This window comes from Luteimonas sp. FCS-9 (assembly GCF_001014645.1).
Classification (GTDB): Bacteria; Pseudomonadota; Gammaproteobacteria; order Xanthomonadales; family Xanthomonadaceae; genus Luteimonas.
Genome location: NZ_LASZ01000009.1, coordinates 104874 through 117965 on the forward strand (window position 1 = coordinate 104874; position 13092 = coordinate 117965).

Annotated in this window: 9 protein-coding genes; 4 read left to right on the forward strand and 5 right to left on the reverse strand. The window is 70.7% G+C overall.

Annotated elements, in window-relative coordinates:
- Window positions 1-8: 8 nt before the first annotated feature.
- The 3 genes from fdhD to WQ56_RS09910 are packed head-to-tail and all read left to right on the forward strand — an operon-like array spanning window position 9 to window position 3482.
- Entirely contained in the window at window positions 9-884 is an 876-nt protein-coding gene (fdhD, locus tag WQ56_RS09900; RefSeq protein ID WP_047136937.1) for a formate dehydrogenase accessory sulfurtransferase FdhD, read from the forward strand.
- The gene (locus WQ56_RS09905) at window positions 881-3235 is read left to right on the forward strand and encodes an FdhF/YdeP family oxidoreductase (RefSeq protein WP_047136938.1); all 2355 of its coding nucleotides are present in this window, start codon (window positions 881-883) and stop codon (window positions 3233-3235) included. The genes fdhD and WQ56_RS09905 overlap by 4 nt, the downstream gene beginning before the upstream one ends.
- Window positions 3225-3482 carry a hypothetical protein gene (locus WQ56_RS09910; protein WP_047136939.1) on the forward strand — a complete coding sequence of 86 codons (258 nt, stop codon included), beginning with the start codon at window positions 3225-3227 and terminating at the stop codon, window positions 3480-3482. The genes WQ56_RS09905 and WQ56_RS09910 overlap by 11 nt, the downstream gene beginning before the upstream one ends.
- A 201-nt stretch (window positions 3483-3683) precedes the next feature.
- Here the strand turns inward: WQ56_RS09910 and WQ56_RS19075 are convergent, their stop codons facing one another.
- On the reverse strand, window positions 3684-5870 hold the full coding sequence (locus WQ56_RS19075; RefSeq protein WP_047136940.1) for a hypothetical protein: 2187 nt from the start codon (window positions 5868-5870) through the stop codon (window positions 3684-3686).
- Window positions 5871-6206: 336 nt separating this feature from the next.
- Between WQ56_RS19075 and WQ56_RS18675 the strand changes: the two genes are divergently transcribed.
- A complete protein-coding gene (locus WQ56_RS18675; RefSeq protein ID WP_156170493.1) occupies window positions 6207-6437 on the forward strand; it encodes a hypothetical protein in 231 nt (76 codons plus the stop codon).
- 113 nt (window positions 6438-6550) lie between these two features.
- On the opposite strand, the gene WQ56_RS09925 is transcribed toward WQ56_RS18675, so the two are convergent.
- The 4 genes from WQ56_RS09925 to WQ56_RS09940 form a co-directional block, all read right to left on the reverse strand.
- Window positions 6551-7387: an aldose epimerase gene (locus WQ56_RS09925; protein WP_047136942.1), complete on the reverse strand. Its 837-nt coding sequence runs from the start codon at window positions 7385-7387 to the stop codon at window positions 6551-6553.
- Window positions 7377-8366 (reverse strand): glycoside hydrolase family 43 protein, encoded by a 990-nt coding sequence (locus WQ56_RS09930; RefSeq protein WP_047136989.1) that lies wholly within the window; start codon window positions 8364-8366, stop codon window positions 7377-7379. Before WQ56_RS09930 ends, WQ56_RS09925 begins: the two co-directional genes overlap by 11 nt.
- Window positions 8367-8428: 62 nt before the next feature.
- Window positions 8429-9916: an MFS transporter gene (locus tag WQ56_RS09935; protein WP_047136943.1), complete on the reverse strand. Its 1488-nt coding sequence runs from the start codon at window positions 9914-9916 to the stop codon at window positions 8429-8431.
- Window positions 9917-10040: 124 nt separating this feature from the next.
- Window positions 10041-12923 carry a TonB-dependent receptor gene (locus WQ56_RS09940; protein WP_047136944.1) on the reverse strand — a complete coding sequence of 961 codons (2883 nt, stop codon included), beginning with the start codon at window positions 12921-12923 and terminating at the stop codon, window positions 10041-10043.
- Window positions 12924-13092: the final 169 nt, after the last annotated feature.

Below are 13092 nucleotides of genomic sequence, written 5' to 3' on the forward strand. Positions count from 1 at the left end.
TCGCCGCCATGACCCAGTCCACCGATCCCGATCTGCCCGCAGGCGCCGTGCTGCGTTCCGTCGAACGCTGGCGCGACGGCGCGGGCCACCGCCTCGACGACCCGGTCGCCGAGGAGGTGCCGGTCGCGTTCGTCTACAACGACGCGCCGTTCGCGGTGATGATGGCCACGCCCGCCGACCTGGAGGATTTCGCGCGCGGCTTCGCGCTCAGCGAAGGCATCGTCGAGCGCCCCGGCGACGTGGCGATCGAGCGCATCGAGCATCTGCTCGAGGGCATCGAGATCCGCCTGCGCATTCCCGACGCGCGCGCCGACGCGCTGGCCTCGCGCCGGCGCAGCATGAGCGGGCGCAGCGGCTGCGGCGTGTGCGGCAGCGAGCTGCTGGAGGCGGCGCTGCGCCAGCCGCCGCCGGTCGCCGCCGACGTGCGAGTCTCGGCGCAGGCGCTGCGGCGCGCGATGCACCAGCTGCGCGACACCCAGTCGATCAATGCGGTGACCGGTGCCACGCACGCCGCCGGCTGGGCCGCGACCGACGGCACGCTGCAGTTGCTGCGCGAGGACATCGGCCGGCACAACGCGCTCGACAAGCTGATCGGCGCGCTGCACCGCGAGGGCCTCGCGTTGGACGCGGGGTTCCTGGTCGTCACCAGCCGCGCCAGCTACGAGATGGCGATGAAGGCCGCCAGCGCGGGCATCGCGCTGATGGCCGCGATCTCGGCCCCGACCGCGCTGGCGATCTCGCTCGCCCAGCGCGCCAACCTCACCCTGATCGGCTTCGCCCGCGACGACGGGCACGCCGTGTACACCCACGCGCAGCGGCTGCTGCCCGAGCCGGCATCGCCGCCGCCCGCAGCCACGCGCCAAGGCAGGAGCTCCACGCCATGAGCAAGCATCCGATCCGCAAGTACGACGCCCCGGCCGGCGGCTGGGGCGCGCTCAAGAGCGTCGCCAAGACGCTGATGGACCAGAACATCGCCGTCGACGGCGCCAGGACGCTGCTGCGCGCCAACCAGCCCGACGGCTTCGACTGTCCCGGCTGCGCCTGGCCCGACCGCGACCACACCTCGACGTTCGAGTTCTGCGAGAACGGCGCCAAGGCGGTCGCCGCCGAGGCCACGAAGTTCCGCGCCGGGCCCGAGCTGTTCGCGCAGTACAGCGTCGCCCAGCTGCGCGGCTACAGCGACCACTGGCTCGAGGGCCAGGGTCGGCTGACGACGCCGATGCGCTACGACGCGGCCACCGATCACTACGTGCCGGTGAGCTGGGACGAGGCGTTCGCGCTGATCGCCCGGCACCTCAACGCCCTGCCCTCGCCCGACGAGGCGATCTTCTACACCTCCGGACGCACTTCCAACGAGGCCGCGTTCCTGTACCAGCTGTTCGTGCGCGAGTACGGCACCAACAACTTCCCCGACTGCTCGAACATGTGCCACGAGTCGTCGGGCACCGCGCTCAAGAAGCAGATCGGCGTGGGCAAGGGCACGGTGTCGCTGCACGACTTCGAACTGGCCGACGCGATCTTCATCTTCGGCCAGAATCCCGGCACCAACCATCCGCGCATGCTCGGCGAACTGCGCGAGGCCGCGCGGCGCGGCTGCGCGATCGCCTCGTTCAACCCGCTGCGCGAGCGCGGCCTGGAGCGCTTCGCCGACCCGCAGGACAAGGTCGCGATGCTGACCAACGGCTCGACGCGAATCTCGTCGGACTACTTCCAGCTCAAGATCGGCGGCGATCTGGCCGCGATCAAGGGCATGATCAAGCACGTGCTCGAACGCGACGTCGAGGTCACCGGCCAGGGCGGCGACTCGCTGCTCGACCACGCCTTCATCGCCGAGCACACCGCCGGCTTCGAGGCCTTCGCCGCCGACGTGATGGCCGAATCGTGGGACGTCATCGTCGACGAGTCCGGGCTCGACGAGGCGCAGATCCGCCGCGCCGGCGAGCTCTACCTGCGATCCGAGCGGGTCATCGCGTGCTGGGGCATGGGCATCACCCAGCACAAGCACTCGGTCGCGACGATCAACATGCTGGTCAACCTGCTGCTGCTGCGCGGCAACCTCGGCCGCCCCGGCGCCGGCGCCTGCCCGGTGCGCGGCCACAGCAACGTGCAGGGCGACCGCACGATGATGATCTACGAAAAGCCCCCGGTCGCGTTCCTCGACCGGCTGCGCGACGTGTTCGGCTTCGAGCCGCCGCGCGAGGACGGGTTCGACACCGTCGGCGCGATCGAGGCGATGATCGACGGCCGCGCGAAGGTCTTCTTCGGCATGGGCGGCAACTTCGCGATCGCGACCCCCGACACCGAGGCCACCGCGCGTGGCCTGCGCAACTGCGCGCTGACCGTCAACGTCACCACCAAGCTCAACCGCACCCACCTCACGCATGGCCAGGAGGCGCTGATCCTGCCGTGCCTGGGCCGCACCGAGATCGACATCCAGGCCGGCGGCGCGCAGGGCGTCACGGTCGAGGACTCGATGAGCATGGTGCACCTGTCGTCGGGCATCAATCCGCCGGCCTCCGACGACCTGCTGTCGGAGCCGGCGATCGTCGCCCGGCTCGCGCACGCCACGCTCGGCGCACGCAGCCGCGTGCCGTGGCTGGCGCTGGTCGAGGACTACGACCGCATCCGCGACCTGATCGCGCGCACCTTCGACGACTTCCGCGACTTCAACGCGCGCGTGCGCGTGCCCGGCGGCTTCCGGTTGTCGAACACCGCGCGCGATCGCCACTGGGTGACCGCGACCGGCAAGGCGAACTTCGTCGCCGCGCCCGTCCCCACCGACAACCCGATCCACCGCGCGCGGCGCATGCACGGCGACCGCCCGGTGTTCACGCTCGCCACCACGCGCTCGCACGACCAGTACAACACCACCGTGTATGGCCTGGACGACCGCTACCGCGGCGTGTTCGGCGAGCGCCGCGTGCTGTTCATCGGCGCCGAGGACATCGCCGCACTCGGCATGCGCGCCGGCGACTGGGTGGACCTGGAAAGCCTCAGCGACGACGGTGTGCGCCGCCAGGCTAAGCGGTTCCTGCTGGTCGAGTACGACATCCCGCGCGGCTGCCTGGCCGCGTACTACCCGGAGACCAACCCGCTGGTCCCGCTGTCGAGCTACGCCGACGAATCGCGCACGCCGACGTCGAAGTCGGTGCCGGTGATCGTCACTCCGCACGTGCCCGACGGCGACGGCGCGACCCCGCGGCAGCGCGACATCCCGGCCGCCGTTGTCCGCTGACACCGCCCTGCTCGAGGCGCTGCTGCACGAGCTCGCCGCCGCGCCCGGCGGCGTCTCGCTGCCGCGGCTGTGCAAGCGCCTGGGCCTGCGCATGAGCGTGCTGATGCGCATGCTCGCCTACCTCGGCGAGGACGCGATCGGCGGTACCCAAGGCCTGGGCTGGGTCCGCACCGTCGACGACGGCCCCCGGACCCTGGCAACGCTGACCGACGCCGGCCGCCAGGCCCTGGACCGCAGCGACGGCTGAAGCCGAACCGCGTCGCGGGCACAGCCCGCCACGCGGCGAGGCACCTCCCCCGCCCTGCGGGGGAGGTCGGCCCGCCCCGCGGGCCGGGTGGGGGCACGGGCCTGCCCGGAAAACCACCTCCCAGGCAGGCCCGCCGACCGCGAACCGACCTGCCCGCAGTCGGTTTCCACGCGGCCCGGCCTTACATGCGCCGGCGCGTACCTACTGGCAGCCCGCCGGCGCCGCGGCGACGATCGCCGAAAAGCCCGGCGTCGCCGGCGACACGTACGGCGCCAGCCCGCCCTTGCCCGCGGTCGCGAACACGTAGCGCGCCAGGTCCATGTCGGCCGGCAGCCAGTTGTCCTCGAACAACGCGAGCGAACGCGCGTCGTAGGCCGCAAGCATGTCGGGCACCGAACCGACCGTGCGGGTCAGGTCACCCGGCACGCCGTGCGCCTGGCAGTTGGCGTCCGAATAGCGGACCACGCTGCCCTCCACGCGCAGGCCCGACGTGTCGCGCACGTCGCGCAGCAGCGCGGCGACCCAGTCGTCGAGATCGTCGCCCTTGCTGTTGACGCTGTTGTTGAGCAGCAGGTTGTCCTCGAACGCCAGGCGCCCGCCCACGCGCACGCTCAGCACGTCCTTGCGGTAGCCGTAGAAGACGTTGTTGAACATGTGCGAGCGACCGCGCCGCAGCAGCGGCACGCGGCGCAGCCCGTTGTAGGCGCTGTCGCCGAACACGTCGTCGGTGGTCACGTACAGGTTGTTGTGCACCGTGCTGGTGATCTGCTCGTTGATGACGCGGCTGTCGCTCGAGCCGTGCAGCGCGGCGCGCTTGACGTTGTGCAGCCGGTTGAACGACACCGTGATGTCGTACGCGCCGACCTTGACGTCGTAGGCCGAATCGCCGGTGTTCTCGAACGTGTTCTGGTGGATCCAGATGTCGTGCGAGGCGCCGGTCGAGCGCACCATGTCCGGGTCGAGGTCGTGGTCCTCGGTATGCCCGACGCCGACGAACCGGTTGTTGGTGACGATGACGTTGCGCGAGGTGTGGGACGGGCTGCCGCCGCTGTCGGCGCCGATCTTGAAGCCGCTGAAGATGAAGCGCGCGTTCGCGCCGCGGCCGTCGATGGTGGTGTTGGACTGAACCAGCGGCAGCTTCAGCGCGTCCAGGCTGGAATCGTTGAGCCGCGAATTGAAGAACGTGTCTTCGCAGGCCGCCGCCGACACCCCGCGGTTGCTGCACCACAGCCGGTGATCGCGGCACTCGGCGACGCTGGCATTGCCCAGCGCCGTGCGCACCTTCGGATCGCTGCAGCCGTTGCGGTACATGCCGATCTCGGTCGGCGCGGCGAAATCGACCTTGTCGAACACGATCCAGGTCGGCGTGTCGGTCCCGATGGCATCGAGGATCTGCTGCTCGGGCGGCACCGCGCCGCCCTTGGTCACCACGACCAGCGTGCTGCCGCCGGCCGGCGCGTAGCCGCCGGTGGTGCGGTGCCCGAAGCCGACCGGCTTGCCCAGCGAATCGGACAGGCACTGGACGATCGCCTGGTCGGTGGTCAGCACCGGCGACTGCCGCCAGTTCATCGACGGCGTCTCCAACAGCTGCCGGCAGGCCGCGGCGATCCCGCTGCCCGGTCCACCCCCCCCGCCTCCGCCGCCGTTGCCGCCGCCCGGCGCGACCGTCACCGCGACCGGCGCGGACTCGTAGGCGGTGCCGCTGCCGTCGAGCACGCGCACCCAGTAGTAGTGCGTGCCCGCCGCCAGGCCTGCATCCGCATAGCTGCCGCCGACGACGTGGTCGGCCACGAGCGTGCGCCCCGCCGGGTTCGCATCGGCGTCGCGGTACACCTGCTGCCGCGCCGGCGTCCCGCCGCCGACCGACCACGCCAGTTGCGCGGTCGTGCCCGACGCGGTCGCCGACAGGCTCACCGTCCACGGCGTGCCGGGCGGGTTCGCGGGCCCGTCGCCCGCATAGGTCTCGAACTCGGCCACCGCCGGCGTGCCGCTGGCACTGAGGATCTCGAAGTTGAGCTTGCTCAGCGAGACCGGTGCGAACGCGATCGTGCCCGCGCCGCTGCCGGTCGCCAGCACCTGGCCGTTGCCGTTGTTCACCAGCCGCCAGTTGCCGATGCGGCCCTGCTGGCCACTCGGCTCGCGGATCACGGCCGCACCCACGGTGCGCGCCGCGCTCCACTTGACCGAGATCCGGCCCGTCGTGCCGCTGGGCGACCACCACGTGCCGGCATCGCCATCGATGGCGTTGCCGTAACTCGTCCCCCCGCCCTTGCTCGAGCCGTCGGCGCTCGCGCCCAGGCTCAGGTTGGGTCCCGTCTGCGCATGGACGCCGCCCACGGCGCACGCGCCCAATGCCGCCGCCAACAGCCACTGCCTTGTCGCTCTCATCTCCGTCACCTCCTGCGAAGGGGGGCAAGCCCCGGAATTCGATCCACGAAACCGGATGCCGACGGATGGGGGGGGGACCTGGAGTATGCACATCCGGACGGCCGATGACTACCGGGGGACAATCAATCGAATCAATGTCTTGCGGACATTCGAATGTGCAGGCGCGATCCCCCCGCGATGGCGCCGTCCGCCGGCGCGGCATCCCGGCCGGGTTCCGGAACGGAACGCAGGCACAACGGCGCAACGCATTCGCGCACCGATCGGCCGCCAGGTCACGGCCGGCTCACGGCGCAGCGCCGACGCTTGCCCGGTCGCAATCAACCACGGAGATCGACGATGGGAATGCTGAAATGGCTGGCGGTCGGTGCCGCCGGCGCCTTCGCCTACAACGCCTGGCAGAAGCGCCAGGCCACCGCCGGCACGTCGCCGGCCGGCACGCTCGACGACGGCAGGAGCACGCCACCGCACGGCGATGCGATCACCGTCGGCGGCCCGGACCGCGAAGTCCCCGACACACCGACGACGCGCCCGGCGCACGCGAGCCGCAGCTTCGGCGACGAGGGCTGACGCCACGCGTCACCGTCCTTGCGGGCGCCGGCCGATCCACGATCGCCCGGCGCCCGCTTTTGTCAGGCGAGAGCGTCACGCACGCAGCAAGACGTCCGACCCCGGCATCGGCGTCACCACGCCAGTTCGAACCACCGCGTCAGCCGTTCGCCCGGCGCCAGCCGCCTTGGCGCGAGGTTGAACGCGTCCGGTGGCCCGGTCTGCGGCTCGATGCAGGTCGCATGCGGCGCCGCGTCGAACACGACCCGGTGCTCGCAGTCCGAGCGTAGCCGCAGGCGCTGGCCGGCGCGGTGCAGCACGATCTCGCCATCGCCGGGAAAGCAGTCGTCCCACGGTCCGGGCGGCGCCGGCGCCAGCGGCAGCGTCGCGATGCCCTCCGCGTCCCGCGGGTAGACCCACGCCGGCGCGAAGTCCACGCGCTCGGGCTTGCGGAACCAGGGATGCCAGCCGATCTCGGCCGGCATCGCGGTGTCGCCCGCCGTCAACGACAGCGTCAGCCTCACCCGGCCCGGCGCGACCGTGATGCGCTGGTGCGCGGTGCCGCCGAACGCCCAGTCGGTATCGCGCGGCAGTCTCAGCGACAGCGCGACGGCGTCCGGCGCCTGCGCCTCGACCCGCCACGCCGAGGCGAAGCCCAGCCCGTGGATCGCATGGCCCTCGAAGTTCGTCCGCAGCGCGTGCGCGCGCCCCTCGAAGCGGAAGCGGCCACGGCGTACGCGGCCCGCCCACGGCAGCATCGGATAGCAGCCCCAGGCGATCGTCGCCAGGGTGCCGTCCTCGGGCCCGACCAACTGCGCGATGCCGTCGTGCACGATCTGCGCGATGCGCCCACCCGCCTCGGGTGCGACGGCGACCTCGGTCGCGCCGCAGCCGATGCGCAGCAGGGGGCCGGGCGGCAATGGTGCGGTCGCATCGCGCCACGCACGTGCCGGACCGGCGTCAGCCGCCATAGGGCGCGATCGTGCGGATGCGGCCCTGCGCGTCGTGGTGGAGCTCGGCGACCTTGACGTCGCGCAGGTGGGTCACCCCGCCCGAGCGCAACGCGTCGTGGTAGTACAGCCACCAGCGCCCGTCGAACGCGACGATCGAATGGTGCGTCGTCCAGCCGACCACCGGCTCGAGCAGCACGCCCTGGTGGACGAACGGGCCGTACGGGCTGTCGCCCACCGCGTAGCACAGCAGGTGGGTGTCGCCGGTCGAGTACGACAGGTAGTAGCGCCCGCCGTGGCGGTGCACCCACGGCCCCTCGAAATAGCGCCGCGCGTGATCGTCGGCGCGCAGCGGGCGGCCGTCGGCGTCGAGGATGGCCACCTCGTGCGTGGGCTCGGCGAGCCCGCGCATGTCCGCGCGCAGCCGCGCCACCCGCGGCCCCAGCGCCGGCGCATCGCCCGTGGGTTCCTCGTGACCCGGGTCGTAGACGTTGTCGCGGTACTTCTGCAGCTGTCCGCCCCAGATCCCGCCGAAGTACAGGTACTGCTCGCCGTCGTCGTCGGCGAACACCGCCGGGTCGATCGAGTACGTGCCCTCGATGGGCTCGGGGTCGGGCACGAACGGCCCTTCCGGCCGGTCGCCGACCGCCACGCCGATGCGGAACAGCCCGTCGTCGCGCTTGGCCGGGAAATAGAAGTAGTAGCGGCCGTCGCGGCATGCCGCGTCGGGCGCCCACATCTGCCGCGCCGCCCACGGCACGTCGCGCACGTGCAGCGCGCAGCCGCAGTCCACGGCCTCGCCGTCGGGCCGGTCCTGGCGCAGCACGTGGTAGTCCTCCATGCCGAAGTGGCCGCCTTCGTCGTCGAACGGCGCGCCGGCGTCGATGTCGTGCGAGGGATAGATGTAGATCCGGCCCTCGAACACGTGCGCCGACGGGTCGGCGGTGTGGATGTGGGTCACCAGCGGCGGCGAGATCGCCGTGGCGGCGAGCGCCTGCAGGTCGGGGGTCGGCGCGGCGTCGGCGGCGGCGTCGACCGCACGGGCATCGTCGGGCGGCGCGGTCACGGCGTCGCTCCGGCGGCGCGCGCACGACGCGCACCGAGCTCGTGTTCGATTCGGGTTTCCATCGGCTTGTCGATCTCGTAGAAGAACAGCAGGGCCACGGCGGCCAGGAACGGCAGCGCGCAGTACACGCTGACCGCGAGCCGGATGCCGTCGATCGCGGCCGCCGGCTGGGTGCTCGCGCCGGCCTCGTAGCCGTAGCGCGCCAATACCGCGGCGACCAGCGCGCCGCCGATGCTCAGTCCGATCTTCAGGCCGCACAGCATCGCCGAGAAGATGATCGCGGTCGCGCGGCGGTCGTTCTTCCACTCCGACCAGTCGGCGACGTCGGCGATCATCGCCCACAGCAGCGGGATCGTGATGCCGTAGAAGAAGCCGTGCAGGATCTGCGAGCCGAACACCAGGCCGATCGCGTCGGGCGGATAGACGTAGAACGCCAGCAGGAACAGCGTCGAGACGAACAGCGCGCCGCCGAACACGTTGCGCTTGCCGAAGCGGTCGGCCAGCGGGCGCGACAGCCCGATGCCCAGGATCATGAAGACGATGCCGCCGGCGTTGAACAGGCTGAAGGCCGACGTCGGCGCGTCCTCCGGCCACAGGAAGCCGGCCATGCCTGCACTGGCCAGCATCGCGTTGAGCCCGCCGATCGCGCGCTCGAAGCCGCTGCGTTCCAGGAAGTCCGCCAGCGCCGCCGGGTCGAGGTAGTACTGGAAGTAGTAGATCGTCATGCCGCCCTTGAGCGCGAGCGTCGCGAACACCAGGATCGTCAGCGCCAGCATCACCAGCCACGGCCGGTTGCGGGCGAGGTCGGCCAGGTCCTGGCGCACGCCCGACGACTGCGCCGGGGTCGGCACGATGCGCTCGCGCGTGGTCGCGAACGTGATCAGGAAGAACACCGTGCCGACGACCGCGAACACCGTCATCACGCTCTCGAAGCCGCGCACCCGGTCGCCGTCGCCCAGGATCAGCACCAGCGGCAACAGCAGCACCTGGATCACGAACTGGGCGATCATCACCGCGACGAAGCGGTAGGCCGACAGGCTGTTGCGCTGGGCCATGTTGCCGGTCAGCACGCCGCTGAGCGCCGAGTACGGCAGGTTGTTGGCGCCGTAGACCAGCACCAGCAGCGTGTAGGTCGCCAGCGCGTAGATCACCTTGCCGCGCTCGCCCAGTTCCGGCGTGCTGAAGGCCAGCAGCGACAGCACGCCGAACGGCACCGCCGTCCACAGGATCCACGGCCGGAACTTGCCCCAGCGCGTGCGCGTGCGGTCGGCCAGGATGCCGATCACCGGCGTGAACACGAACGCGCCGAGCAGGCCGACGACGAAGATGATCGTCGCCGCGGTCGAGGCCGGCAGCGCATAGACGTCGGTGTAGAAGAACGCCAGGTAGGTGATCAGGGTCTGGAAGATCAGGTTCGCGGCGAGATCGCCGAGGCTGTAGCCGACCTTCTCCCGGACCGAGAGGTGCTGCGATGCGTTGCTCATCGTTCCTGTGTTTCCTGCTGCTCCCGGACGGCACCGGCGCGGTGCCCGCATCGCCTCGCGGCACCGGGCGCCTGCGCGACGGCGTCCGGGAGGACGACGCCGTCGCGCAGGGCCCGCCGACGCGTCAGAACGTCCCGCGGATGCCGACGGTGAACGTCGTGCCCGGGTCGTACATGTCGTTGACCGCGTTGGGGTAGGCGAAGTACGAGCGACGTTCCTCGCCGGTGATGTTGAGCACGTTGAAGGTCAGCTGGGGCTCGGAGCGGATGCCCTTGAGCGTGTAGCTGGCCGACAGGTCGAGCTGGCCGCGGTCCTCGCCGTAGATCTGCGCGAACGGAATGCCCTGCTGGTTCGGCCCCGTGCCCACCGCCCCTTCCGCCCAGGTGTAGGACAGCCGCACCGAGGCGACGTCGTTCTCCCAGTACGCGGTCGCGTTCCACATCGACGGCGCCACGCCGTAGACGTTGCCCGCCAGCGCGTCGGCGTCGTTGCCGAGCGTCTTGATGTCGAGCTTGGTGTAGTTGGCCATGAAGCCCAGCCCCTCGAGCACCACGCTCAGCGGCTGCACCCAGATCGCCTCCCAGCCGCGGACCTCGAGCTCGGCGTCGGCGTTGACCTGCTGGTTGACGTTGACGGTCGCCACGTCCGGGCCGCCGCGCGAGAGGATCGCCTGCTGCTGCTCGGCGACCAGGCTCTCGAACGGGATGCCCAGGCTGCTGAACGGCCGCGTGGTCACGCCCTGGTAGGTATAGCCCTCGATGCGCTTGTTGAACAGCGTCAGCCCGACGAAGCCCTCGCCACCGGTGTACCACTCGCCGCCGATGTCGAAGTTGGTCGAGGTGTACGGCGTGAGGTTCGGGTTGCCCTGGTTGGCCACCTGCGCCGAGATGTCGGTGAACGTCGTCGCCGGCAGCATCGAGCTGGGGTTGGGCCGGGTCATCGTGCGCGAGGCCGACGTGCGCAGCACGACGTTGTCGGCGACGTCCCACGCCGCGCTGAACGACGGCAGCCACTCGGCGTAGTCGCCGGTCAGCGTCTGCCACTGGCGCACGCCGCCGATCGTCACCGGCCCGCTGATCTCCTGGTCGGTGGTCGCGTAGCGCACGCCCATGTTGTAGCGCAGGTTGCGGTTCCAGATCTCCGACTCGCCGTTGACCATCACGTAGGCGGCCTTGGTGGTCTCGTCGAAGCCGCCGGTCGGACCGCCGGTGTTGGCACCGCTGGCCTCGCCGGCCGCGTCGCGGTACTGGGCGTAGTTGGTGTCGCGCATGAAGCGCTCGAAGTCGACGGTCACAAAGCCCAGCGGGCCCGGCACGATGTAGCCGGCCAGTTCGGCGTCGCTGACCTGCGAGAACGCATACGGCTGCCAGTCGGTGCCGGTGTCGCCGAAGCCCTGCACGCGACGCTGGTTGTTGTCCCAGGCCACGCCGAAGGTCACGTTGTTGCGGTCCTCGCCCAGCTGCAGGTCGGCGCGCACGCCGCGGGTCTGCGTCACGCGCTTCTCGTTCTGCGCCCAGACGCGCCCGCCGTTCCAGGTCCATCCCAGGTTCGGGTCGTTGAGGTCGAGATCGGTGTTCCAGGTCGGCACGTTGCCGTCGTTGGCGTACTGCAGCGTGGTGTAGGGCGAGTTGAACAGGATCGTCGGCGAGTCGCGGAACATCCAGCTGCGGCTCATGTTGGCCTGCACGTCGAGCTTGACGTCCTGGGCGTCGCCGAACCAGAACGTGCCGCCCGGGGTCAGGTGCCAGTACTGCACGTCCTCGGTGTACGGGCGCGCCTCCAGGAAGAACTGCGCGTTGGTGAACGTGGCGCCGGTGACGACGTTGTTCGTATCGAGTTGCATGTCCAGCGGGATCAGCGCGCCGTTGCGGCCGATCAGGTTGATGTCGATGCGGTCGTTGGTACGCTTGGCCTTGGTGTAGAGCACGTCGAGGTAGAGCTCGGCGTTGTCGCTGGGCCGCCATTGCAGCGACCCCAGGAACGCGTCGCGGTCGCGGTCGCCGGACATGTGCACCGGCCGGCCGAGACGCGGGATCAGCGCCTCGCCGATCTGCGCGGTGGTCAGGCCGGGGTTGTTGGCCTGCAGCCAGGCGGCGTCGATCGCCTGCCCCGGCACCAGCCCGGCAGCGATCGTCGACGCGTTGTTGGGTACCACATCGGGGATGCGCCAGCCGTTGCCGCCGGTGACGTTGCAGGCGCTGCCCAGCGCCGGGAAGCCGCCCGGCGCGCCGCCATTGCCGCACTGCGCATTGGTGAGGTTGGGGTTGGTCCAACCGACGGTCTCGTAGCCCTCCACGCCCATCTTGCCGCGCTGCGAGGTCACGCCGACGAGCACGCCGAACGTGCCCTCGTCGTTGGTCCAACTGCCGATCACGGTGCCGCGCGGACTGGTCTTCTCGGCGATGTCGTTGTAGTCGGCCTGCAGCGAGTAGGTCACCTGGCTGCCGTTGACGTCGAACGGGCGCATGTTGCGCATGTCCACGACACCCGACGCGCCGCCCTCGGTGAGCCGGGCGGTCGGCGACTTGTAGACCGTGAGCTGGTTGAAGAACTCGGTCGGGAAGATGTTGAGGTCGACCTCGCGGTTCTGGTTGGTCGCATCCAGGCCGATCGACGCGGTCGCCACCGATGCGCCGTTGATCGTGGTCTTGGTGAAGCTGCTGGGCAGGCCGCGGATCGCGATGTTCAGGCCTTCGCCGTTGACGTCGCGGTTGAGCTGGATGCCGGGGATGCGGCTCAGCGATTCGGCGATGTTGGTGTCGGGGAACTTGCCGATGTCCTCGGCGAAGATCGAGTCGGTGAAGCCGGTCGACTCGCGCTTGGCCTCGGTCGCGAACTGCAGGCTCTGGCGGTAGCCGCGGACCACGACCGCGTCGAGGTCGGTGGCCGAGGCCGATGTTTCGGTCGGCGGCGTCGGGTCCTGCGCGAACGCGGACGCGCCCGCCGTGCCCAGCAGCGCGATGCCCAGCGCACGCGACAATGCGGTTTTCGAGACTTGGATCTGCACCGTACTCCCCTCCCGTTTCTGGTGACCGGCACGTGGCGCGCTGCGCGTCGCCCGGGCCGTTGCGTGTTGTTCGTCCCACCCCTGACGCGTCGGTGGATGCCCGCCTCCGCGCTCGAATTGATGGTAGCGCTATCAAAAATGGCGCGCACGCTGCGTAGCAGCATGACCG

What these genes read in the sequence shown, in the direction of transcription:
- fdhD (WP_047136937.1), top strand. Translation starts at nt 9, where the DNA reads ATGACCCAGTCCACCGATCCCGATCTGCCCGCAGGCGCCGTGCTGCGT.
- WQ56_RS09905 (WP_047136938.1), top strand. Translation starts at nt 881, where the DNA reads ATGAGCAAGCATCCGATCCGCAAGTACGACGCCCCGGCCGGCGGCTGG.
- WQ56_RS19075 (WP_047136940.1), bottom strand. Translation starts at nt 5,870, where the DNA reads ATGAGAGCGACAAGGCAGTGGCTGTTGGCGGCGGCATTGGGCGCGTGC.
- WQ56_RS18675 (WP_156170493.1), top strand. Translation starts at nt 6,207, where the DNA reads ATGGGAATGCTGAAATGGCTGGCGGTCGGTGCCGCCGGCGCCTTCGCC.
- WQ56_RS09925 (WP_047136942.1), bottom strand. Translation starts at nt 7,387, where the DNA reads ATGGCGGCTGACGCCGGTCCGGCACGTGCGTGGCGCGATGCGACCGCA.
- WQ56_RS09935 (WP_047136943.1), bottom strand. Translation starts at nt 9,916, where the DNA reads ATGAGCAACGCATCGCAGCACCTCTCGGTCCGGGAGAAGGTCGGCTAC.